Source organism: Burkholderia anthinoferrum (genome assembly GCF_002925705.1).
Taxonomy (GTDB): domain Bacteria; phylum Pseudomonadota; class Gammaproteobacteria; order Burkholderiales; family Burkholderiaceae; genus Burkholderia; species Burkholderia semiarida.
Genome location: NZ_LFZP01000052.1, coordinates 291,837 through 314,446, shown reverse-complemented (window position 1 = coordinate 314,446; position 22,610 = coordinate 291,837). Strand labels below are relative to the sequence as shown.

General features: G+C 67.2%; 18 protein-coding genes. 12 read left to right on the top strand and 6 right to left on the bottom strand.

Annotation, left to right across the window (positions count from 1 at the left end):
- Positions 1 to 105 precede the first annotated feature (105 nt).
- Positions 106 to 1,056, top strand: coding sequence for a polyphosphate kinase 2 (gene ppk2, locus C5F75_RS24045; RefSeq protein WP_104012817.1), 951 nt, complete (start codon positions 106 to 108; stop codon positions 1,054 to 1,056).
- A 55-nt stretch (positions 1,057 to 1,111) separates the two neighbouring features.
- On the opposite strand, the gene C5F75_RS24040 is transcribed toward ppk2, so the two are convergent.
- The 3 genes from C5F75_RS24040 to C5F75_RS24030 form a co-directional block, all read right to left on the bottom strand.
- Positions 1,112 to 1,399, bottom strand: coding sequence for an H-NS histone family protein (locus C5F75_RS24040; protein ID WP_059582226.1), 288 nt, complete (start codon positions 1,397 to 1,399; stop codon positions 1,112 to 1,114).
- Between the two features lie 175 nt (positions 1,400 to 1,574).
- A complete protein-coding gene (locus C5F75_RS24035) occupies positions 1,575 to 2,162 on the bottom strand; it encodes an IMPACT family protein (protein WP_059582223.1) in 588 nt (195 codons plus the stop codon).
- 156 nt (positions 2,163 to 2,318) lie between these two features.
- Positions 2,319 to 3,176, bottom strand: coding sequence for a LysR family transcriptional regulator (locus tag C5F75_RS24030; protein ID WP_059583057.1), 858 nt, complete (start codon positions 3,174 to 3,176; stop codon positions 2,319 to 2,321).
- 130 nt (positions 3,177 to 3,306) lie between these two features.
- Here C5F75_RS24030 and C5F75_RS24025 point away from each other — a divergent pair, with 130 nt between their 5' ends.
- Together C5F75_RS24025 and C5F75_RS37335 are read left to right on the top strand one after the other, a co-directional pair.
- A complete protein-coding gene (locus C5F75_RS24025; protein WP_181035461.1) occupies positions 3,307 to 3,885 on the top strand; it encodes a DUF4865 family protein in 579 nt (192 codons plus the stop codon).
- Positions 3,885 to 4,007: a hypothetical protein gene (locus C5F75_RS37335; RefSeq protein ID WP_257220590.1), complete on the top strand. Its 123-nt coding sequence runs from the start codon at positions 3,885 to 3,887 to the stop codon at positions 4,005 to 4,007. The genes C5F75_RS24025 and C5F75_RS37335 overlap by 1 nt, the downstream gene beginning before the upstream one ends.
- 82 nt (positions 4,008 to 4,089) lie before the next feature.
- Here the strand turns inward: C5F75_RS37335 and C5F75_RS24020 are convergent, their stop codons facing one another.
- Positions 4,090 to 6,291, bottom strand: coding sequence for a glycoside hydrolase family 3 C-terminal domain-containing protein (locus tag C5F75_RS24020; RefSeq protein ID WP_104012885.1), 2,202 nt, complete (start codon positions 6,289 to 6,291; stop codon positions 4,090 to 4,092).
- A gap of 502 nt (positions 6,292 to 6,793) precedes the next feature.
- The gene (locus C5F75_RS24015; RefSeq protein WP_059574652.1) at positions 6,794 to 8,053 is read right to left on the bottom strand and encodes an oligosaccharide flippase family protein; all 1,260 of its coding nucleotides are present in this window, start codon (positions 8,051 to 8,053) and stop codon (positions 6,794 to 6,796) included.
- A 556-nt stretch (positions 8,054 to 8,609) separates the two neighbouring features.
- Here C5F75_RS24015 and C5F75_RS24010 point away from each other — a divergent pair.
- Complete coding sequence (locus C5F75_RS24010; RefSeq protein WP_104012815.1) at positions 8,610 to 10,463, top strand: alpha/beta hydrolase; 1,854 nt, start codon at positions 8,610 to 8,612, stop codon at positions 10,461 to 10,463.
- 160 nt (positions 10,464 to 10,623) lie between these two features.
- On the opposite strand, the gene C5F75_RS24005 is transcribed toward C5F75_RS24010, so the two are convergent.
- On the bottom strand, positions 10,624 to 11,094 hold the full coding sequence (locus C5F75_RS24005; RefSeq protein WP_258048588.1) for a hypothetical protein: 471 nt from the start codon (positions 11,092 to 11,094) through the stop codon (positions 10,624 to 10,626).
- Positions 11,095 to 11,171: 77 nt separating this feature from the next.
- On the opposite strand from C5F75_RS24005, the gene C5F75_RS24000 reads away from it, so the two are divergent.
- From C5F75_RS24000 to C5F75_RS23965, 8 genes are all read left to right on the top strand, one after another.
- A complete protein-coding gene (locus C5F75_RS24000; RefSeq protein WP_059574648.1) occupies positions 11,172 to 12,398 on the top strand; it encodes a polysaccharide biosynthesis/export family protein in 1,227 nt (408 codons plus the stop codon).
- A 59-nt stretch (positions 12,399 to 12,457) separates the two neighbouring features.
- Positions 12,458 to 14,731, top strand: a complete 2,274-nt coding sequence (locus C5F75_RS23995) for a polysaccharide biosynthesis tyrosine autokinase (RefSeq protein WP_104012813.1) — start codon at positions 12,458 to 12,460, stop codon at positions 14,729 to 14,731.
- A complete protein-coding gene (locus tag C5F75_RS23990) occupies positions 14,728 to 16,173 on the top strand; it encodes an oligosaccharide repeat unit polymerase (protein ID WP_258048587.1) in 1,446 nt (481 codons plus the stop codon). Before C5F75_RS23995 ends, C5F75_RS23990 begins: the two co-directional genes overlap by 4 nt.
- Before the next feature lie 77 nt (positions 16,174 to 16,250).
- Complete coding sequence (locus C5F75_RS23985; RefSeq protein ID WP_104012812.1) at positions 16,251 to 17,297, top strand: glycosyltransferase family 2 protein; 1,047 nt, start codon at positions 16,251 to 16,253, stop codon at positions 17,295 to 17,297.
- A 316-nt stretch (positions 17,298 to 17,613) separates the two neighbouring features.
- A complete protein-coding gene (locus C5F75_RS23980; protein ID WP_104012811.1) occupies positions 17,614 to 18,762 on the top strand; it encodes a glycosyltransferase in 1,149 nt (382 codons plus the stop codon).
- Positions 18,763 to 18,783: 21 nt separating this feature from the next.
- The gene (locus C5F75_RS23975; RefSeq protein WP_104012810.1) at positions 18,784 to 19,866 is read left to right on the top strand and encodes a glycosyltransferase family 4 protein; all 1,083 of its coding nucleotides are present in this window, start codon (positions 18,784 to 18,786) and stop codon (positions 19,864 to 19,866) included.
- Between the two features lie 130 nt (positions 19,867 to 19,996).
- A complete protein-coding gene (locus C5F75_RS23970) occupies positions 19,997 to 21,049 on the top strand; it encodes an acyltransferase family protein (RefSeq protein ID WP_104012809.1) in 1,053 nt (350 codons plus the stop codon).
- 190 nt (positions 21,050 to 21,239) lie between these two features.
- Positions 21,240 to 22,526 carry a right-handed parallel beta-helix repeat-containing protein gene (locus tag C5F75_RS23965; RefSeq protein WP_104012808.1) on the top strand — a complete coding sequence of 429 codons (1,287 nt, stop codon included), beginning with the start codon at positions 21,240 to 21,242 and terminating at the stop codon, positions 22,524 to 22,526.
- The last annotated feature ends 84 nt before the right edge of the window (positions 22,527 to 22,610 follow it).

The following is a 22,610-nucleotide window of genomic DNA, read 5'->3' as shown; positions in this document are numbered from 1 at the left end:
TCGGATGAAGCCCGCGATCCGCGGTTGCCCCCATTTTCATGAATTTGACGCGCGACGCTGGGATAATGGCCGAGTTTGGCTGCGTCAACGATGGAAGGAGGCCCCATGGGCGACAAGGATACCCGCGAGACCGAGGACAACCGCGCCGATACGAACTCGATGGAAGCGCGCCAGCGCCGTTTCGAAGAGGATCTCGTCGACGCGTACGACGAAGAGCTCGAGATGGAGCTCGACGACCGCCGCTTCGACAACGGTGAAGACCTGTTGTTCTCGCCCGAGCGTCGCGAAGCGCGCAAGGAATATTTCCGCGAGCTGTTTCGCTTGCAAGGCGAGCTCGTGAAACTGCAGGACTGGGTCGTGGAAACCGGGCACCGGCTCGTCGTGATTTTCGAGGGGCGTGACGCGGCCGGCAAGGGCGGTGCGATCAAGCGCATCACGCAGCGCCTGAACCCGCGCGTGTGCCGCGTCGCCGCGCTGCCCGCGCCGAACAACCGCGAACGCACGCAATGGTACTTCCAGCGCTATGTCGCGCATCTGCCTGCAGGCGGCGAGATCGTGCTGTTCGACCGCAGCTGGTACAACCGCGCGGGCGTCGAGCGCGTGATGAATTTCTGCACCGACGACGAGTACGAGGAATTTTTCCGGTCGGTGCCGGAGTTCGAGAAGATGCTCGTGCGCAGCGGGATCCAAATCGTCAAGTACTGGTTCTCGATCACCGATCGCGAGCAGGAGATGCGCTTCCAGAGCCGGATCGAGGATCCGCTGAAGCAGTGGAAGCTGAGCCCGATGGATCTCGAAAGCCGCCGCCGCTGGGAGGCTTATACGGCCGCGAAGGAAGAGATGCTGCAGCGCACGCATATTCCGGAGGCGCCGTGGTGGGTCGTGCAGGCCGTCGACAAGAAGCGCGCGCGGCTGAATTGCATTCACCATCTGCTCGGCCAAGTGCCCTATCACGAGGTGCCGCGCCCGACGATCGATCTGCCGCAGCGCGAGCATCACGAGGATTACATCCGCCGGCCGGTGCCGAACCACATGATCGTGCCGGACGTTTATTGAGCGGTTCGGGGCGGCTGGATCGGCCACGGACGCGCGCCGTGCCGCGCGGCGCGCGTTACTCCCGGATCAGGAACGCGGCGCGGTCGCGGCCGGCGATCCAGGCGGGCGTGCGACCGCGTCCGCTCCAGGTGGCGCCCGTCGCCGGATCGCGATATTTCGCGCCGATGGTGAACAGCTTCGCGCGACCGCTGTAACCCTGCCCGAACACCTCCCGCGCGGTCAGCGCATGATCCGTCACGATCTGGCGTACCTGCATCAGTGCCGCTTGGCGTTCGCGGCGGCGCGCGGCCCGGATGCGCCGATCCAGTTCCGCGAGCTGGGCCTGCAGTTTTTGCAGTTGCATGCGTTCGATATCCCCGTAGCTGAATTCTGATGATTGGCAGAGGTGCGATGTGCCGCATGTCTGCACGCCCGACCAGACGTTGGCAGAACGCATGGCGGGCAACACCGGAAGATTAAGTTTCAGCGCGCGGGTTTTCTATCGGACGTATCCGATTTTTCACGGGAATCTGTCCGCCTTACAGTGCGGGGAAGCCCGAGCGTCCTTGCGTCAGGTCGAACAGTTCGGATTTTGCTGCCGCCTCGGCCGTTTCCGGCAGCTTGATCACGAGCTTCACCGTCATCCCGTAAGCGCTGTCCACCAGATCGTAGCCGGCCTGTTCGATCCAGCGGCGCACGCGCGCCTCTTCCGGGTAGCCGATCTCGATCGCGAGCCGCGTGTGGCGAATGCGCTCGACGCGTTCGGCATCGAGCAGCGCCGATGCGATCGCATCGGTGTACGCACGCACCAGCCCGCCCGCGCCGAGCTTCACGCCGCCGTAGTAACGCACGACCGCGCCGAGCACGCCGTCGAGATCGTGATGGCGCAGCACTTCGAGGATCGGCCGGCCCGCCGTGCCGGACGGCTCGCCGTCGTCCGACATGCCCGACTGGCCGCCGGCCAGCAGCGCCCAGCACACGTGGGTGGCCGCCGGATGCTCGTCGCGCAGGCGTTGCAGTACCTGCATCGCGGCATCGCGGTCGTCGACGGGAACCGCGTACGCGATGAAACGGCTCTTGCGGATCTCGAGTTCGCGGACGTAAGAGGTGGCGAGCGAGTAACTCATGCGTCGCGACGCGGAAAGTGTAGGGAAATCAAGGCGATGATGGCTGGTCGATGCGTTTGGCGTTGGCCTGCGGACGGATATCGTCTGCATGAGCGGAGGGCGAAGACGGAATTTTACCGTGGCGCGCGCCGAAGCATTTCGATGACGCGCGCGGCATCAACGTACGCCGATCGACGAGCGCAGCGCCGCGGCCAGCGTGCGCAGCGCCTGCCGGGCACGCGCATCGGTCAGGCTCGAGTAGAGCACCACGTCGCGCGTCGGCAACGGCGGGAGCCCGTAGCGCATCCCCACGTCGACGGTGCCGGCGGGCGCGACGCGATGCCCGAGCGCCGCGACGGCCAGGCCCGCGGACACCGCCGCGCCGATCGTCGCCACGCCGCCGCCGACAAAGACTTCCGTCCACGCGACGCCGGCTTCGTCCAGTGCGCCGACCGCCATGCGGCGCACGCTGCACGGTTCGGCCTGCGTGGCGAGCCGCAGCGGTTGCGGCGGATGGTACTCGAAATCGGCCGCCGCCATCCAGCCGAACGACTCCGACAGGATCGTTTCACCGTCGAGCCGCCGGCTGTCGTGCTGCAGTGCGACGGCCGCATCGAGCTGGCCGCGATCGAACGCATCGAGCACGTCGCGCGACGTGGCGACGCGAATCTCCAGCACGAGCGCCGGCTCCGCTTCGCTCATCCGCCGCAGCAGCATCGGGAGATCGGCGCCGACGACATGGTGGCTGACGCCGATCACGAGCCGTCGCTGGCTCGTGCCGAACGCGCTGATCGCACCATGGTGAGCGGCCACCAGTTCGCGCGCCGGTTCCAGGAACGCGGTGCCGTCGGCCGACAGGCGAACCTGCCGCGGCGTGCGTTCCAGCAGGCGGCGGCCGAGCCCGTCTTCCAGCCGCTTGATCTTCAGGCTCACCGCCGACTGCGTCGTGTCCAGCGCCTGCGCGGCCCGCGTGAAGCTCCTGAGGTCGGCGGTCAGCACGAATGCCTGCACGGCTTCGATGTCGAGCGTTTTCATCGCACCCTCGTTCATTTCAGAATCGAATCATTGAAATATTCTGCCATCCACTTTTTAAATGATTCAAGGTCTTCTACGCTGGCGCCATGTCGTCCGGAATACCGTCCGTTTCTTTCGCCAGGAGTCGATCATGCTGACCGCGTACTACGTGCACCGCCTGCCGGCGGACTACGACCTCGACATCATCCGCCATCGCGTGCGCGAGCGCGGCCGGCTGTGGGACGACACGCCCGACCTGCTGTTCAAGGGCTTCCTGCTGCGCGAGGCCGGCCGCCACGGCGCGACGGAAAACGGCTACGCATCGTTTTATCTGTGGCGCAACGAACAGGCGTTCGCGCGGTTCGTGACGGACGGCCGCTATCGGGTCGTGGCGGACAGCTTCGGCCGCGCGCCGATCGATACTCAGGTTGCGCTCGATGCACGCAAGGGCAGTGCGTCGACGGGACGTTTCGCGTGTCTGGAAACCGTCGAGATTCCGGCGGACGCCGATCTCGATGCGGCATTGGCGTGGGAGATCGCACGCAATCGCGAAGCGGCGGCTCGGCAGGGTGTGGTCGCGGCGGCCGTCAGTCTCGATCCGCTGCGCTGGCAGCTCACGCGTGCGCTCGTGACGGAACATGAGCCGGACGACGGCGGCGCGGGCACGGTGTACCAGGTGCTGCATCTGGCGAGGCCGTTGCTCGACACGCTGGAAGCGGGCGGCGCGTGATGGCCGGCATCGCGTCGCGATTGCCGGCCGGCGTGGTGATCGCCGCGCATCTGGCGGGTGTGGTGGCAGGCATCGCCGCGATTGCGGCGCTTGCGACGGTGCTGGCGCTGTTGGTCAGGTAAAGCGCTTCAGCGCAGTGAGGGTTTGCGCGGGGGCGCCGCACGCACGATGCACGGCGCCCCCGGTCGCTTCATCGTCGCTCGTTCAGTGGCTCTGCAAGCGGATATCGCGCGACGACGCGCCGACATACACGGTTCCGCCCGGGACGACCCGCCAGCCGTTGCGCGACGTATCCCACACGCTCTGCATCCGCGGCGACACGGTCACGCGCACGCGCCGGGCCTCGCCCGGATTCAGCCGGATCTTGTCCCAGCCGACCAGCCGCTTCGGCGGCTCGTCCTTGTACGGCACGCCGAGATAGACCTGCGGCGTTTCCGCGCCTGCCACGCGCCCGTCGTTGCGCACGGTAAACGCGACGCTCAGCGAGCCGTCCCATTGCTTCGACACCGACAGGCCCGAATACGTGAAGTGCGTATACGACAGGCCGTAGCCGAACTCGAACATCGGCTTGATGTTGCGCGCGTCATACCAGCGGTAACCCATGTTCAGCTTTTCCGCGTACACCGGGTCGGTCTCGAACGCGCCGTTTTGCCCCCACGTCGGCGAATCCTGATCGCGCGCCGGGAATGTCACGGGCAGCTTGCCCGACGGATTGACCGCGCCGAACAGCACGTTCGCGATCGCCTTGCCGCCGGCTTCGCCCGGATACCACGCCTCGACGATGGCCGACACGTTGTCCTTCCACGGCATCAGCACCGGGTTGCCGCTCTGGACGACGACGATCGTATGCGGATTCGCGCGCGCGACGGCTTCGACGAGCGCATCCTGGTTCGACGGGTTCGCGAGGCTCAGGCTCTGCAGCTCGCCGAAATCCTCGCCGGCCGGCTGCGCGACCACGACGATCGCGACGTCCGAGCGGCCCGCGAGCGCCGCGGCCTGATCGATTTCCTGCTGCGTGTACGCGCGGAACGGCGACTGCTGGTCGCTGTTGCCTGCATACGTGACCTGGGCGGCCGGCGCCAGCGCGCGAATCGCCGCGATGATCGGCACGTCGACCTTGAGCCACGGATTGCGCCACCAGCTGCACCCGGTCGACGACCCGAACGTCAGGCCGCCGCAACCGGCGAACGAACCCGATACCGGATCGCGCGTATTGCCCGAGCCGCCGCCGGACAGCACGGCCGCATCCGCATGGCCGCCGATCACGGCGATACGCGACAGCGCCGACGCGACGAGCGGCAACTGGTTGCCGTCGTTCTTCAGCAGAACGATCGATTGCTCGGCCGCCGCCTGCGCGAACCGGTTCCCGGCCGCGAAATCGATCGTGCCGCCGCCCTGGGCCGGATCGTCCATCACGCCGACGCGGATCATCACGGCGAGCTTGCGGCGCACCATGTCGTCGAGGCGCGCGGTCGACACCGAGCCGTTCGCGATCGCCTGCTTGACGGCCGCCGGCGTCAGGTACACGCTCGGCCCGACGTCTTCTTCCTCGTCCAGCCCGGCATTGATCGCGGCGGCGGTGCTGTGCGTGGCGCCCCAGTCGGACTGCACCTGGCCCTGGAAGCCCCATTCGTTCTTCAGCACGTCGTTCAGCAGGTGCGGGTTCTCGCACGCATAGGTGCCGTTCAGGCGGTTGTAGCTGCACATCACGCTGCCGGGCCGGCCGCGCTTCGCGGCGATCTCGAACGGCAGCAGGTACAGCTCGCGCAGCGTGCGTTCGTCGATCTGCGTATTGCCGCCCATCCGGCCGTGCTCCTGCTCGTTGCCCGCGTAGTGCTTGATCGTGGCGATGACTTTCTGCCGCTGCGTGGCAAGCGTGCGTTCGGCGAGCAGGTCGCCGGCGAGCAGCGGATCCTCGCCGAGATACTCGAACAGGCGGCCGCCGCGCGGCTCGCGCGCGAGATTGGTGCCGCCGGCGAGGCCCATGCCGAATCCTTGCGCACGCAACTGGATCGCGACCTGCTTGCCGTAGTCGTACGACAGCCGTCGATCCCAGCTCGCGGCGACCGCGATCGTGGCCGGGAACGTCGTGCTGGCCTGCGACGTGCTGCCGGAGCCGGTCGCCGAATCGACCATGTTGAGATCGGGAATGCCGAGCCGCGGCACGCCCTGGATGTAGCCGGCGCCGCCGCCCGGCACCTTGGACATTTCGTATTGCGAATGAATGAACTGGAGTTTCTCGTCGAGCGTCATCTTGCGCACGAGCAGGTCGGCGCGCCGTTGCGCGGCGGCCGATGCGAACGTGTCGATCGCGTCGCCCTGCGCATTGAAATCGGCGTCGCCGGCGTAGGCGGTGGTGCAGAGGGTCGCTGCCAGCACGACGGCCGGCCAGAGGGTGTCCCGCATGTTGTTCTCCATGATCGTATTGCCGGTTGTTCGGATGATGTCTGGAGCTGCGTACGTCCGGTGGATTCGCACCGGACGCATTCGGCTGGCGAAGCAGGGTGGATGCGCGTCGGCATGCCAGGCCGGGCGGGGAATCGTTACGGCCGGTTGGGCCCCGATCGAACCAGACGGACGGCGACGCGGACCGCCCGGCACTGTCGAATCGGATGTAGCGGTTCTCTGCTGCGGCTAATGGTATGAATGTAGTTTGACTACAGCATCGGTGTTTCTACCGATACGTGTGATCTTTATTTCGTAGGGGCGCGCGGCGGGGTGGAAAGGCGGTCATCGTTCCCGATGGGACATGCGCGGCGGAGTAAGAAGTACCTGCGCGCGAGCGTTCCGACGGGCGGGAGGTCGGGAAGCGAGTGCCCGCGCGATACGGTTGGTTGCGCAAGCATCGAATGGAACACTGACGGATGCCGGCCGCGTCGGGGCGGAACCGGGCAGCACCGACGGCGTGCTAGCCGCGTCGCGCGACCGGACTGCCGGGCATCGGAATTCCGGCGCGATAGACGACGGTCGCGAGTGCCGCGGCCACCGCGGCCTCGGCTGTCAGCACGGCGACGGCGGCGCCCAGTTCGGCGAAGTACTTTGCGAGCACGGGTACCAGCACGATGTTCAGAATACCCGATGACATCAGGATTCGCGTGAATGCCGACTTCATCCCGAGCGGCAGCATCGTCTGCACACCGAACAGGTCCGTCATGCCGGCCATGAACGGAATGAAGGCCATCCAGCGCAGCACCTGGACCGTCGGTTCGTACGAAGGCCCATAGAGAATGCGCACGGCGAGCGGCGCACCGAAGAAGATCGCGAGCGAGATGCCGAGCACCATCGCGACCTGCACGACGAACAGCTTGCGCAGGAACGAGAACGCGTCGTTGCGCGCGTGCCGCATCAGGTAGCTGATGCGCGGATACGTGGCGGCCTTCAGCGGCTGCAGCATGCTGAGCGCCGCGCGGATCAGCTTGTCGCCTGCGGCGAAGTAACCGGCCGCGACGTTGCCCGAGACGAAGCCGAGCAGCACGGTGTTGGTCGACGCGTAGAACGCGATCGACGTCGACGCGAGAAACACCTGCCAGCCGCCTTTCAGCGATTCGGCGATGTCGGCCGCGCCGACGCGCACGAAGTCGATTTCGCGGTTGAAATACAGATAGGCCGCCAGCGCGATCGCGGACAGCGTCGGCACCGCCGCGTTGACGATCATCGCACGGTCGATGTCCGCCGGGCTGTGCACGAGCGCGAACATGGCCGGCAGGCTCAGGATGCGCCCGATGAACAGGATCACGCTGAGCGCGCGCAGCTTTTCCATTCCCTGGAAATACCAGCCCGGCGTGAACGCCACGCCGGCGACCATCCCGAAGCCGATCAGCAACAGATCGCGGTCTTCGCCGAAGCGGCCGACCAGCATGATCAGCCCGACCAGCACGATGAAACAGATCACCGCGATGCCGATCTGCGCGTACAGCGTCGCCCAGAAGATGCGCGAGCGTTCGGCGCGGTTGTCGCGCGCGAGCGCGATGCGTGGCGTGGCGGTCAGGTCGAAGCTGTAGCTCGTGCAGTTGGTGAGATACGCAATGACGGCGAGCGAGAACGCGAGCTGCCCGTAGCCTTCGGGCCCGAGTGCGTGCGTCAGCAGCGGTGCGATCAGGAGCGGCACCGCGTACATCGAAATCTGCAACGTCAGCAGCAGCAGGAAATTCTTCTTGAGGTTTGACATTCGCTCGGTCGGCGCCGTGGGTGTCGCAGGGCGGCGGCATGGGCCGCGGTGCGCGCGTGCATCCGGTCGGCGCTGACCCGGTTGCATGGGTGGGTGGCGCGTCCGGCGTCGCCCGGTATGGCCACATCGTATGGCGGCCATGATACGGGCCGCACGGGACGGCTCTGTTCGCGAGCCTACCGTTCGCGGATTCCGTTCGTGCGCGCGGCATGCATCCCGACACCGCGCGCCGTCGCCCGTCGTCGTACCGCGATAGCGATGAAGCTATTTGTAAGCTGGCGCACCGAAGGACGCTCGAACCGGGTGCTTTAATCGAGCGCACTGTTTTGGTTCACGGTGCGAGCCGTCCGATGACGCCTCGGGCACGCAACGTCACCTCCCGCGGGCATGGGGAGCAGGACAACACATGGAACCGGACGGGGACCGCGCAGGGGCGCGGCCGGGCCGCTGCCGCGCATTCGTCGAGCAGTCGCACGATCGTGGAATCGCTCGTTCCGGCGGAGCCGCCGGAACGCGTGTCCGCGTCCGATAAAAATACCGATCCGAGGAGTACCGATTGAAGCCCATTACGTTCGGCAGTTGCGTGGGGTGGCTGCACGAAGGACAGACGACACAAGGGGTGATCCTGTGCGAATCGTTGGGACACGAGGCATCGTGGACGCACAAGCTCATGCGGGCGATCGCCGAGCGCCTTGCCCGCGACGGCGTCACGGTGTTGCGATTCAACTATCCGTGCACCGGCGATTCCGCGGGCGACGATCGTGACGCCGATCGGCACGCCGCCACCCTCGGCAGCATTCACGATGCGATCGATCTGCTGCGCGACCAGGTCGGTGTCGCGTCGCTGACGCTCGTCGGCATCCGCGCGGGTGTGCTGTTCGCGATGCTGGCCGCCGCAGGCGACGGGCAGCACCCGTCGCCGCGCGTCGACGCTTTGGTGGCGCTCGCGCCGGTCGTGCGCGGGCGTGCTTATCTTCGCGAGCTGTCGTTCGTGCATCGCCAGTGGCTCGACATCACGTCCCCTGCGATTCGCGCCGCACATCGCGACGAGCCGTGCATGAACGTGCTCGGGCACCGCTTTCCCGACGATTTCGTCGCTGCATTGAAGGCGGTCGATCTGTGCGACGTCGTGCGCGACGCACCGACGCTGCCTCGCGCGATGCTGCTGATTCAGCCCGATCAGGACGAGCCCGCGTTGCGCGATGCGCTGCTTGCGCGGGGCGTGAACGTGGCGGCCGAACCGTTCCGCGAATGGCCCACGACGATGCTGGACGGTACACGCTCGCGTCTGCCGCTCGCGGCCATCGACACGCTCGCGAACTGGATCGTCGAACGCGCGCCGCACACGGCCGCCGGCGTCGACCCGACGTGGCGGCCGGATCCGGCATGGAACGGCGAATCGGCCGCGGCGCTCGACATGATCGACATGACCGAGCAGGTCGTCGCGGTCGGGCCGGACCGGTTGGTCGGCGTGCTGTGCCGTCCCGCCGATACGGGGCCGGCGCATCCGGTCGCGCCGGCGCTCGTGATCGCGAACACGTCGACGAATCCGCGAAGCGGCGAAGGGCGCTTCAGCGTGCGCCTCGCGCGGACGCTCGCGCGCGCCGGCGTCACGACGTTGCGGCTCGACGTGAACGGCGTCGGCGACAGCGGGGCCGCCGCGCCCGACGACCAGTCTCCCGTCGTGTATTCGGCGCGGTCGAGTGACGACGTGGCGGCCGCCGCCGACTGGCTGCGTGCGCTCGGTCATCCGGACGTGGTCGCGGCCGGCATCTGTTCCGGCGCCTATGCGGCATTGCATGCGGCCGTGAAGACGCCGTCGCTCGGCGGCGTGATCGCGATCAACCTGGCGCGCTTCGTGTGGCCGGCCGGCCTCTCGCTGGACGCGGTGCAGAAGCAGCGGAACAACTCGGTGCGCGGCTACTGGCTGTCGGTACGCGACTGGCAGAAGTGGAAACGCCTCGTGCGCGAACGGCGCGATTTGCGGCCGATCGTGCGGGCCGTCGCCGCCAATGCGATCGCGCGGGTCAGCGTACCGGTGAAGGAGGCGGCCGCGCGCGTCGGCTGGAAGCCACGCGTGGGCACACCACGCGGCGTGATGCACGTGCTTGCGCAGCGCGATGTCCGGACGACCCTCGTATATGGCGCGCTCGATCCCGGCATCGACGATGTCCGGCGCCATTTCGGCGCGATCGAGCATGCGTTCAGGTGCTCGCGCCACGTACGGCTGCACCTCGAGCCGCAGGTCGATCACGCGGTATACGGCGCGGTCGGCACGGATATCGTGATCGAGCGGTGCTTGCAGGCGCTCGGACGCGACTTGACGAGGCCGGTCGTGCATGCCGTCGACCCTGTCGGGCTCGAAGCGGCTGGGGGATCGTACGCAAACGTGTCGGTCGGCAGGCCGTGATGCACGTCATGCCGCATGCGTCGGCGCCGCGGGGTGCGATCCCGGCTTCGTATGAAGATCGACGTTCGGTGGGGTCGCTCACAGACGCGCGGCTCGCCGTAGTGTCCAATCCCTTATCGATGCATGCACGGTTGTGCTGCGGCCCGACCGGCCGGGTATGTCAGTTCCGATCGCCCGGCTCCGCATAGGGTGATTTCGCGTAGGGCGATGCGTACAACGTGTCGCTGCGCCATACGTCGTCGGTGGGCGCATTGGCCACCTGCGGGCGATGCGGTCTCGCCGGCACGAGCGGCCGGCGCAACGTGATGCGGGCCCGCGTGTCGGGCTGGACGGCGACGCTCGCGGCTGAACGAGCGAGCGCGGGTGCCGCAGCCGCGGATGCGGTCGCGGCTGGCTCGGCGATTGCAGCCGCGCCGGGGGCTTGCGCCGAGCGTTGTGGCGGCACGGGCGCAACGCGCGTCGACGATGCGAGGAGCGGTGTGTCGGCCGGTGTGCCGGACAGCGTTTGCGCACCGGCGGCACAGACGAAGCCGGCCGACGCGATGTAGAGGAACGGCGCAAGCGACGAAGAGAAGTTCATGACGAATCGCAGGGAGTGACGTGCGGTGAAGAGGGTGGTGCGGCACTGCAATGCAAGCCGCGCTGGGCAAGCGTAATGCCGGAATTCGCCGCGTTCGGCGGGTTACCGCACAGTTTTGGAAGGACACCATGTCAATCACCACGCAACCGGAATCGACGCGCGGCACGCGGCGGCCATGCTGGGCCGGCGCCGGCCGTGCGCCGTGGCTGTCGCGCATGGCGATCGTGGCGGCCGCATGCGCGCTGAGCGCATGCGCGCTGTCGCCCGGCATGACTTACCGCGCGCCGGCGGAGCGCGACGCGAATGCGCGCGTGAGCGCCGACGCATCGGGCTCGGGCGGCCTCGACGGCGTGCAGAACGTGTCGAGCGAGGATCTGATCGAGATCACGCCGGCATTCGTCGCACAGCACCATGCGGGGCGGCCGGCCAACGTCGACGCGGAGATCCGTCAGTTGTTCGGCAAGCCGACGCCGTACACGATCGGCCCCGGCGACGTGCTGAGCATCATCGTCTGGGATCACCCCGAATTGAACCTGCCGACGACGCAGACGGTCGGCGGCGGCGACGGCGTCGGCGCCAGCTCGGTCGCGACGGGCTACACGGTCGACGCGGCCGGCAACGTCCAGTTCGCGTATGCGGGCCTCGTGCACGTGGCAGGACTGACCGAGGCACAGGCGCGCGCGCTGCTGATGAAGCGGCTCGGCGAATACGTGCGCAAGCCGCAGCTCGCGCTGCGCGTGCAGAGCTACCGCAGCAAGCGCGTCTATCTCGACGGCGAAGTGCGCACGCCGGGTTTGCAGATCGTCAACGACATGCCGATGACGCTGCCCGAGGCGATCGACCGCGCGGGTGGCTTCACGCCGACGGCGGATCGCTCGCAGGTGTCGGTGACGCGCGGCGACACGACCGTGAACGTGAGCCTGCCCGCACTGATCGCGGCGGGCGTGAATCCGTCGAACATCCTGCTGCGCGACGGCGATCTCGTACGCGTGCGCGCGGCGAGCGACGCGAAGGTATTCGTGCTCGGCGAAGTATCGCGGCCCGCGACGCTGACGTTGACCGACGGCCGGATGAGCCTCGGCGAGGCGCTCGGCGACACGGGCGGCGTGAGCCAGTACACGTCGGACGCGCGTCAGGTGTTCGTCGTGCGCCGCGGCCCCGACAATCGCCCGCGCGTGTACCACCTCGACGGCAGCTCGCCCGCGTCGTTCGCGCTCGCCGACCAGTTTCCGCTCGAGCGGCGCGACGTCGTGTTCGTCGATGCGTCGTCGCTGGTGCGCTGGAGTCGCGTCGTGAACCTGCTGATTCCGTCGTCCGCGCAAGGTGCGCTGACGGCGAAAGCCATTTCGCCGTGATGCCCGAGGCGGATTTCGTGACCGCGACCGTGCGTCGCGCCATACGGGACTGATGCTGCATGAACACTTCGACCCTGCCTGACCCGCCCAGCGGGCGCATTCCGCGGCCGTCCTATCCGGTGCGCCGCTACTGGAGCATGCTGTACGGCGGCCGGCGCCTGATCGTGTGCACGGCGCTCGCCGGCGCGCTCGCGGGCGGCCTGTATGCGCTGTTCGCGGCCCCCGTCTACCGCTCCGACATCCTGTTCCAGGTCGAGCAAAGCCAGACCGATTCGAAGCAGACGTCGCCGCCCGGCGATCCGTCGTCGGTGTTCGATCTGAAGACCGATGCATCGACCGAGATCGAGGTGCTCAAATCCCGCGCGGTGCTCGATCGCGCGATCGAGAGCACGAACCTTGCCCTCGACGCACGGCCGCATTACCTGCCGCTGATCGGCTGGCGGCTCGTGAACGCGGCCGACGGACTGTCGTCGCCGTTGCCGGGCGGCTACGTGTATGGCACCGAGCGCATCGACGTGCCGACCTTCGACGTGCCGAAGCGGCTGCTCGGCAAGCGCTTCGCGCTGACCGTCGGCGACGACGGCGCCTACACGCTGCAGCGCACGGGCTTCTTCGGCCGGAAAGGGCCGGTATGGCGGGGCCGCATCGGCCAGCCGCTGCACATCGAGACGCCGCAGGGGCCGATCGACGTGTTCGTGCGCGACGTGGCCGGCCAGCCCGGCGCACGCTTCGATCTGACGCGCTACAGCGACGAGGAGGCGACGACGTGGCTGCAGAAGAACGCGCTGATCTCGGAGCGCGGCAAGCAGTCGAACATGATCGGCGTGACGCTCGACGGCATCGATCCCGTGCACGACAGCCGTGTGCTGAACGCGATCGGAGAGGCGTACCTCGCGCAGAACACGCAACGCAAATCCGAGGCGGCCGACAAGCTGATCCGTTACATGGACGGCCAGTTGCCGCAACTGAAGGCGCAACTGGAAGCGGCGGAGAACCGCTTCAACGCATTCCGTGCATCGCACGGGACGGTCAATACGAGCGACGAGGCACTGGCGTTGCGTCAACAGTCGGTCGACATCGAGACGCGTGTGCAGACGCTGCAGCAGCGTCGCGAGGAACTGCTCACGCGCTTCATGCCGAAGCATCCGGCCATCGTGGCCGTCGATGCGCAGCTCGCCGATGCGCAGCGTTCGCTCGACACGGCCCGCAAGCAGATCCAGCAACTGCCGACCGTCGAGCAGGGCGTGCTGCAACTGCAGCGCGACGTGGCCGTCGACACCGCGCTGTACACGAACCTGCTCAATACACGCCAGCAGATGGTCCTCGCGCGCGCCAGCAAGACGGGCACCGTGCGGATCGTCGATACGGCGAAGGTCGCCGAGCAGCCGATCGGGCCGCATCGCGGGGTCGCGGTGGTCGGCTTGCTGATGGTCGGCCTGCTGGCGGGCGCGGCGATCGTGATCGCCCGGCAGCGCGTCGTCGGCACGATCGGCGACGCGGAGGAAATCGAATGGGCGACCGGGCTGCCCGTGTTCGCGACGGTCCCGCACAGCGCCGTCGCGGCGGCCGCTGAACCGAGGTCGAAGGGCGGCCGGCGCGGCCCGCGCATGTCGACGGCGCCGATCGACGTGCAGGACGCCGCGCTCGAAAGCCTGCGCAGTTTCCGCGCGTCGCTGCAATTGTCGATGCCGGCCGCATCGAATCCGGTCGTGCTGATCTCCGGGCCGACGACGGGCGTCGGCAAGTCGTTCGTCGCCGCGAACATCGCATCGCTCGTCGGCGCCGCGAAACGGCGGGTCCTGCTGATCGATGCCGATCTGCGCAAGGGTTCGCTGCACGACCGGTTCCGCTATAGCCGCGCGCCGGGGCTGGCGGACGTGGTGGTGGGCACTCACACGCTCGACGAGGCAATCAGGCGCGGCGTCGCACCGGGCCTCGATTTCATCGCGATGGGCCATGTCGTTCCCGATCCGGGCGAGCTGCTGCTGCAACCCGCGCTCGCCGAACTGATCGGGCAGGCCGCGTCCCGCTACGACATGGTCGTGCTCGACGGCCCGCCGTTGCTGCCGGTGGCCGATGCGCTGGTGCTCGGCCGCCTCGCGGGCACCGTGTTCCTCGTCGCGCGTAGCGGCGTGACGACGTTGACGGAGCTCGACGAAAGCGCGCGGCGGCTCGAGCACGCGCATATCGATGTGCGCGGCGTGATCCTGAACGACTACAAGGGCGCGCCGGGACGGTACGACTACGGCTATACGGGCGCGAACACGCATCAGGCCGAGGCAGGGTTGACGGGGATGATCGCACCGCGGCAGCGGGCGGAACGCGCGTCATGAATCGGAGAGCAGGCGGTGCCGGCCCGCGACCGGGCGCGGCGACGGCGCGCGGGATGGCGCGCGTGCGCGGTGTCGCGGGCGGTTATGCGGGCTACTGGTGGGAGGATCCGGCACGGCTCGTGCCGATGTTCATCCTGCCGTTGTATGGATTGCTGTCGCTCAGCCTGCTGGGCGACCAGAAGTCGATCGCACGAATCTATTTCGACGGTTACTACGCATTTGCCGGCGCGTTGTTCCTGATGGTGGTGGCGGCGACGGCGTGGCTCGCGACGACCGAAGCGCGGACGCGGCGCGGGCCGCCGGAAACGCCCGTCGAGGTGCCGCCGCGCGTGCTCGATTGCCTGTTCGCGCTCGCGCTGTTCGGCAATCTCGTGATGATGAGCGGGATCATCGCGCGGCCGGCGCTGCTGCTCGAATTCCTGCATGGCCAGGCTACCGCGTACGACATGCTCCAGCAGATCGGCCGCGTCACCGGGTTGAGTTCGTTCACGCAGGCGACGTCACCGTTCGTCGCACTCTATTTCTACGTGTTCCGAACGCCGGTGAAAGGCCTGAACCGCTACAAGATCTACATGGCCGTGCTCGCGGTGCTGACGGTGCTGCGCAGTTTCCTCTTCGCGGAGCGCCTGGCGTTGATCGAGATGGTGATGCCGCTCGCGCTGATGGTCGTGCGGTTCCGGCTGCAGGGCCGGTATGCGCGGCTGCTCACGCTTGGGCCGTACGCGGCGATCCCGCTGTTGTTCGCGCTGTTTATCGCGAACGAGTACAACCGGTCGTGGGAAGCCTATTACGTCAACATCTACGACAACATCTTCGACTTCGCGCTCGAACGGCTCGGCCTGTACTATTCGACGTCGCTGAACAACGGTGCCGGGATGCTTGCCGTACTGGGCTGGGGGCAGGGCCATCCGATGTTCACGTTCGACTGGTTGATGCGCTTTCCGGTGATCGGCGAGACGTTCCGGCCGTGGATCGATTCGAGCGACAGCTTCAACCTGTTTCTGAACAGCTACGCAGACCCGGAATTCAACAATCCGTCCGGTATCTTCGTCCACTTCTACGAGTGGGGCTGGTTCGGGCTGCTCGACGCGGCCGTGCTCGGCTGGTTGGTCGGCCGCAGCTATGCGGGCTGGCGCAGCGGCAACGGGTTCTGGTGCTGCGCGCACGCGGTGCTCTACGTGTCGTTGATGGAGATCATGCGTACGCCGAATCTGTTCAGCGGACGCAATTTCCTGCCGATCGTGCTGCCGATCATCGTGTTCCATTGGTTCGGGAAGCGGCCGGCGAGCGTTGCGCCTTCCGCCACGCGCGCGGTATCCGGACGCGGGGCGCGCGCCGCCGAAACCAACGAGCGGGACGGCGGCGCGACGGCATGGCCACTCGCACCCGCACCGCATCGACGACGCACTATTCCACGCGCGACGCGAAATCCGGAACGGTAGGCTCGCGAACTGTGCGCGGCCGCGCGATCCGTATCATGACCAGGATTGTCCGCGCGCTGCTCGTCCGACTTCCGCACATGACCGACCTGACCATCGCAATCTGCAACTACAACCATGGTGCGTACCTGCGCGCAGCGATCGACTCGGCGCTCGCGCAGACCGTGCGCGACGTCCGCGTGCTGATCGTCGACGACGGGTCGACCGACGATTCGCGCGACATCATTCGCTCGTACGGCGAGCGCGTGACGGCGGTGTTCCAGGAGAATCGCGGCCAGGTAGCCGCGTACAACCGCGCGCTCGAGCATGTCGCGTCGCGCTACGTCATCCTGCTCGACGCGGACGATCTGCTCTATGCCGACGCCGCGGCACGCGTGCTCGCCGCGTTCGCGTCCGGCGATTTCGTGAAGGTTCATTTCCGGCTCGACGTGATCGCGCACGATGGCGTGCGGACCGGCGCGAGCGTGCCGCAGTCCGCGGTCGATACGGATTGCGGCCGCCTGTTGCGCGCAGGCTGGCTGTATCCGTCGCCGCCTGCATCGGGCAACGCGTATCGCGTCGCCGCGCTGAAGCGCATCTTTCCGGTACCCGTCACCGCCGACAATCTGCACGGCGCCGATTTCTACGCGATCTACGGCATCGCGCTGCTCGGGGCCGTCCACATGATCGACGCGACGCTCGGCGGCTATCGCGTGCACCAGCAGTCGAATGCAAGCACCACCGACGCCCCGGCCCTTGCGCTCGCCAATTCGGAAGACGCGGCCACCGGTGCGCTGAAGGCCGAACGCCGCTGGTCGATCCTGCGCACGCTCGCCGGCGCGCGGCTGCAGGAAGCGCTACCGATCGCCCCGCTCGACTTCGCGATCGAGAAGGCGCGCTTCGCGAGCACGCTGTATCGCGCGCCGTTGGCGCGGCGCTGGCGCTGGTTCCTGTGCGAATCCGGACGCTACTGGCATACCGTGCTGCGCAATCCGTTCTGGCGTCCCGCCAAGAAGGCGGCGGTCACCGTGCTGTCGCTCGCATGTTTTCTGCCGTCGTCCGCGCTGAGCAATCGCGCGATCCGCTACCTATCCAATCCGCTTGCGCGTGTGCGCAAGCTGCCCGCCGCACGCACCGACGTGCAATGAGCACCGCGCGCTCGCGGCTGCGCGGGCCGAATCGCCTGTTCGGTTAGCCATCGCACCCAGTGCGTCCGGCATGCGCTGCACAATGGTCCGGACCGTTGAGGAACACGTAACGACGGATATCGGTGGCCGCGTGGCGCGACAGCGAGGCCCGCCATGACGGACGCGAAGCAATGTTCGTGACGGCCACGTGTTCATCAATGAGGAATGCGTAATACATCGGGATTCCGATGTGTATGGATCGCTCGCGACTTGACGATGCGCCACCTCATCGGCGCGCTGGGCAACGAACAGTGCGATCGAATCGACCAATCCAGAGATGACCAAAGAAAAGATCGTTCATATTGCCGAGGCGTTTGGCGGCGGCGTGCTGTCGATGTTGACCTATCTCGCCAACCATGCCGCGGCAGCGGGCGTCGACGTGACGGTACTTCACTCGATCCGGCCGGAAACCCCGCGCGATTTCGCTACGCTGTTCCGGCCCGACGTGAAGCTCGTTTACGTCGACATGGTGCGCGAGGTCGACGTCCGGCGTGATCTGCGGAGCGTGCGCGCGCTGGTCCGGAACCTGCGTGACTGCGGGCCGACCGCGGTTCATCTGCACTCGTCGAAGGCAGGCGTGCTGGGACGCATCGCCGCCCGGATCGCCGCGCCGACCGCGACAGTGCTTTACTCGCCGCACGGTCTGTCGTTCCTGCGCTGCGACGTGTCTCGCATGAAGCAGTTCGCGTATCTGAGCTTCGAGCGCATCGCGGCGCGTATCGGCGGCACCATTGTCGCGTGCTCGGGCAGCGAGCTCGGCGAGATCAACCGCAAAGTTCGCGCGAAATCCGCGGTTCTGGTGGAAAACGGGGTGAACGTCGCCGAGATTCCGCCTCGCCGAACACGCGACGATCGCAAGGTCGTCATCGGGATGAGCGGTCGCGCGTCGTTCCAGAAGAATCACGAAGCATTCGTACGACTGGCCGACGAGCTGCACGGCGCCGACGTCGAATTTCTCTGGATCGGCGGCAACGTGGCGGAGATTCCCGATTCGTCGCGGCGCCAGGCCGTCGCCTGCAGCGGCTGGGTGACCCGCGAGCGTGCGCTGACGCTCACGTCGGAACTGGACATCTATGTCCAGACCTCCCGCTGGGAGGGGATGCCGGTCGCGCTGATCGAAGCGCAGGTTGCCGGGATCCCGGCCGTGGTGACGAACGTCGTCGGCAATCGCGACGTGGTGATCCACGGCGTGACCGGCTACGTCGCGTCGACCCCCGCCGAGATGGTCGGCTATCTGAGCACGCTCCGCGACGACCGTCGGCTTCGCGAGCAGATGGGCGAAGCCGCGCGAAAACGCGCGATTCAGCGGTTTTCGATGAGCGCGATCTTCCGGCAATGGCATGCGCTTTACGGACTGGGCCCCGACGAGCCGCGCGTTGCCACGCGCGACTTCGAGCCGGTTGCCGTGGATCACGTCAAAGCCTGATTTCGATATCCCCTTAGTGACATGAGCGCTTCCAAGAAACCGAGGCAACTCGTATACAACGGCCGATTCACCACGCAGAAGACAACCGGCGTGCAACGCGTCGCACGCGAGCTGATCGCCGCGTTGATCAAGTTTCAGCCGCAGGATCCGGTAACCGTGCTGGTGCCTCCGCAGCCCGGTATCGAGGTGAGTGGAGCGAGGACGGTCAAGGTCGGCTTTTACAAGGGCGTGGTCTGGGAGCAACTGGTGCTCCCGTTGTTCGCGCGCCGCGGCCGCGTCGTCAATCTCAGCAATTCGGCATCCATTTTCATCGGCAACCAGATCATCTACATGCACGACGCGGCGGTATTCGACACGCCCGCGCATTTCTCGCGCCCGTTTCGCGTGTGGTACCGGATCATGTTCTGGATCCTGGCGCGAACCTCCGTCCGCGTGCTGACCAACTCGTATTTCTCGCGGGATCGCCTCGCGCATCACTGCGGGGTTGCCGCGGAGAAGATCAGCGTCGTGCCGCTCGGCGCGGATCATCTCGACACGCTGGAACCGGACACGAGCGTGCTCGACAAGCATGCGCTGACACCGAACCGGTTCGTGCTCGCGGTCAGCAGCATGAATCCCACCAAGAACTTCGGCCGGCTGATCGCGGCGTTCAGGCAGATCGACGATCCGTCGGTCGATCTCGTCATCGTCGGGATGCAGAACGCCACCGTGTTCGGCAAGCAGGACCCGATGGCGGCGGCCGCGGAGCCGAACATCAAGTACGTCGGCTATATCAGCGACGAACAGTTGAAGGCGCTGTATCAGAACGCGGCATGCTTTCTTTACCCGTCGATCTACGAAGGCTTCGGCATACCGCCTCTCGAGGCGATGCGCTACGGCTGCCCGGCCGTGGTCGGCAAATCGGCAGCCCTGCCGGAAGTCTGTGCGGACGCGGCGCTGTACTGCGATCCGTATTCGCAGGACGACATCGCGCGGAAATTGCGGAGCCTGCTCGATTCCGACGAACTGAGGGCCGAGCTCAAACGCAAGGGGCGCCTGCACGCGGACAAGTATCGCTGGAGCAGAAGCGCCGAGATGATGAAGGAGATATTCGAGGGGCTGTAGGACATCCGCCGGGCGGCACGACGACCCACTGTTCCCCACCGCACTGTCCCGCGCGTCGGCCATCCATACAGTGAACGACTATCCGATATCTCGGCGGTGGGGAACCTGACGGGCCGGCCACCGCTTCATCATGACTGCACGCGAAACCCACCTCGATGTCGCCCGCGGCGCGGGAATCATTCTCGTCGTATACGGGCATGTGCTGCGTGGCGCCGTTTCCGCCGACCTCGTGCCGGCAGGCGCGGCCGACACGGCGTTCGCGTGGAACGACTACGTGATCTACACGTTCCACATGCCGTTGTTCTTCTTCCTGTCCGGCCTGCACGTCTGCAGCTCGCTGCGCCGCACGCCGCATGGCTTCCTGTGGTCGAAGATCCGGACGATCGTGTATCCGTACCTGCTGTGGTCGATCGCGCAGGGCGCCGTGCAGATTGCAATGGCGTCGCACGGCACCAATCATCCGTTTACGCTGAACGACCTGCTGGCGATCGGCTGGCGACCGTTCGCCCAGTTCTGGTTCCTGTACGCGCTGATGCTCTGCATGCTGGGCATCCGGGCGTTCGCGGCGGCCGTGCCGGATGTGACGCGCGCACCCATGCCATCGCGGGCGCGCGGCTGGCTCGCCGGATGCGCGGTGCTCGGGCTGGCGCTCGGCGCGGCGACGCAGTGGGGCATCCTGTCGATCACGCTGATGAACGCACCGTTCTTCGTGGCGGGTGTGCTTGCGTCGCAGGCATTGCCCCGGTGGCTCGCACGCCATAGCGGGCCGACCGCATGCGCCGCCACGGCAACGGCGTTCGTCGCCGCGGTCGTGTTCGCTCACGGCTTCGGTAGCGCGACGAGCATCTGGGCGCTTCCGGCCGCGTTCTCGGGCATCGCACTGGCGCTGCAACTCGCGCATCGGTATGCATCGCAGCCCGCACGCGCGGGATGGCTGGCGGCGATCGGTTGCGCATCGATGCCGATCTACCTGACCCACATCTTCGCGATGGCGGCCGTACGGATCGTGCTGATGCGCGCCGGCATCACCGGCCTGGCAGTCCACCTCGTGCTCGGCACGCTGGCCGGTGTCGCGATCCCGATCGCCGTCTATCTGGTCGCATTGCGGACGGGGTTCGCGCATATTGCCGGTTTCCCGTCATGGCCGGGACGCGATACGGCGGTACGAACGCGTACCGCTTGAGCTTCGGCATCATCGTCGGGCCCGGACGTTGCGCGCTTGGTCTGATGACGCACCGAAGCCGATCGGCGCCCCTGATCTAATCAACGGCGAAGCGTCGCCGCTTTCGTCGGCCTCGCGGACGGGCCATGCAGTCGGCCGTCGACATGTGCGGTTCAACGCGCGCGAAAACCTGCCAGGGAAACGATACGCCATGCATGAATTGCAACGTCTGTCGCGCGGCGTGATCGCCGCGATGTGCATCGCGGGCGGGCTGTCGTGGTCGGAACCCGCGTTATCCGCAACCGCCGCGGGCGAACCGGCCGCGGTTCATGCGGCCGTACCGGACGCATACGTGCGTCCGGATCCCGCCGCGGCCGATCAGGGCGACGCGTTGCAGCGCGCGCTCGATGCGTTGCGCCCGGGGCAGCGGCTCGTATTCGCACCGGGGCGCTATGTCGTCGGCCGCTCGCTCGTCGTACGGCAGGCGCGTGTGGTGCTGTCGGGATTCGGCGCGACGCTGATCGCCACCGCGCCGAACGATCAGACGATCGAGCTGCGCGGCGACGGTACGACGCTCGTCGGGTTCCGGCTCACGGGAACCGGCACGACGCGCCTCACGACGCCGGAGTCGACGAAGGTCGAGGTAACGGGGCGAGACGTACAGGTGCTCGACAACATCGTCGACGGCGGCGCGGGTGCCGGCATCTTCGTGTTCGGCGGTGCGGATGTCGCGATCGTCGGCAACGAGGTACTGTCGACGCTGGCGGACGGCATCCACATGACGCACGGCTCGCGCAACGTGCTGGTACAGGGCAACGTCGTGCGCGGCACCGGCGACGACATGATCGCCGTGGTGAGCTACCAGGCGGAGGGCGTGCTGACCCGCAACGTGATGATTACCGGCAACTCGCTGGAAGGCAACCCGTGGGGGCGTGGCATCACCGTCGTCGGCGGTGCGGACGTGACGATTTCGAACAACATCGTGCGCAACGTGCAGGTCAGCGCGGGGATTCTCGTCGCGCAGGAGGACAGCAACCGCACAGCGGGCTCGTCCGACGTCCGGGTCGAGCACAACGTGATTGCCGATATCCAGACTGCGACAGGCCGGACCGATTCGCGCCCGCTCACGCAGCAAGCGGCGATCGAGGTCAGCACGTGGTCCGGTTCGGTGTCGCGGGTGACCGTGATCGGCAATCGCGTGTCGAATGCGAGATTCGACGGCATTCGGTTGTGGGGCAACGTGTCCGACATACGGCTGGCCGACAATCGGCTGTCCGGGATCGGCGGCTTGCCGGTGCGGGTCGGACCTGAACCGGAGTGCGCAGCCGGTGCGCCCGCGGCCCCTTCCGCGAACGATCGGTCGAGGAGCGTTCCGTGCGCGCGCGCCCGCCAGTCTGCGCCGGGCGCGCCCGACGCGCTCGGCGCCGATACGTCGCTCCTGCCGCGCGTGCGCGAATCCGTCAGACGGCCGCGGTGGTCGCAGCGCGGCACGGATTAGGGTGAGCAGGACCTCATCGAGCGGTGCGCGGCATCCGCGCCGTCGGCACCGCGCGGCGCGCGCCGACGCGATTCGCACGCACTT

What these genes read in the sequence shown, in the direction of transcription:
- ppk2 (WP_104012817.1), top strand. Translation starts at nt 106, where the DNA reads ATGGGCGACAAGGATACCCGCGAGACCGAGGACAACCGCGCCGATACG.
- C5F75_RS24040 (WP_059582226.1), bottom strand. Translation starts at nt 1,399, where the DNA reads ATGCAACTGCAAAAACTGCAGGCCCAGCTCGCGGAACTGGATCGGCGC.
- C5F75_RS24035 (WP_059582223.1), bottom strand. Translation starts at nt 2,162, where the DNA reads ATGAGTTACTCGCTCGCCACCTCTTACGTCCGCGAACTCGAGATCCGC.
- C5F75_RS24030 (WP_059583057.1), bottom strand. Translation starts at nt 3,176, where the DNA reads ATGAAAACGCTCGACATCGAAGCCGTGCAGGCATTCGTGCTGACCGCC.
- C5F75_RS24025 (WP_181035461.1), top strand. Translation starts at nt 3,307, where the DNA reads ATGCTGACCGCGTACTACGTGCACCGCCTGCCGGCGGACTACGACCTC.
- C5F75_RS37335 (WP_257220590.1), top strand. Translation starts at nt 3,885, where the DNA reads ATGGCCGGCATCGCGTCGCGATTGCCGGCCGGCGTGGTGATCGCCGCG.
- C5F75_RS24020 (WP_104012885.1), bottom strand. Translation starts at nt 6,291, where the DNA reads ATGCGGGACACCCTCTGGCCGGCCGTCGTGCTGGCAGCGACCCTCTGC.
- C5F75_RS24015 (WP_059574652.1), bottom strand. Translation starts at nt 8,053, where the DNA reads ATGTCAAACCTCAAGAAGAATTTCCTGCTGCTGCTGACGTTGCAGATT.
- C5F75_RS24000 (WP_059574648.1), top strand. Translation starts at nt 11,172, where the DNA reads ATGTCAATCACCACGCAACCGGAATCGACGCGCGGCACGCGGCGGCCA.
- C5F75_RS23995 (WP_104012813.1), top strand. Translation starts at nt 12,458, where the DNA reads ATGAACACTTCGACCCTGCCTGACCCGCCCAGCGGGCGCATTCCGCGG.
- C5F75_RS23990 (WP_258048587.1), top strand. Translation starts at nt 14,728, where the DNA reads ATGAATCGGAGAGCAGGCGGTGCCGGCCCGCGACCGGGCGCGGCGACG.
- C5F75_RS23985 (WP_104012812.1), top strand. Translation starts at nt 16,251, where the DNA reads ATGACCGACCTGACCATCGCAATCTGCAACTACAACCATGGTGCGTAC.
- C5F75_RS23980 (WP_104012811.1), top strand. Translation starts at nt 17,614, where the DNA reads ATGACCAAAGAAAAGATCGTTCATATTGCCGAGGCGTTTGGCGGCGGC.
- C5F75_RS23975 (WP_104012810.1), top strand. Translation starts at nt 18,784, where the DNA reads ATGAGCGCTTCCAAGAAACCGAGGCAACTCGTATACAACGGCCGATTC.
- C5F75_RS23970 (WP_104012809.1), top strand. Translation starts at nt 19,997, where the DNA reads ATGACTGCACGCGAAACCCACCTCGATGTCGCCCGCGGCGCGGGAATC.
- C5F75_RS23965 (WP_104012808.1), top strand. Translation starts at nt 21,240, where the DNA reads ATGCATGAATTGCAACGTCTGTCGCGCGGCGTGATCGCCGCGATGTGC.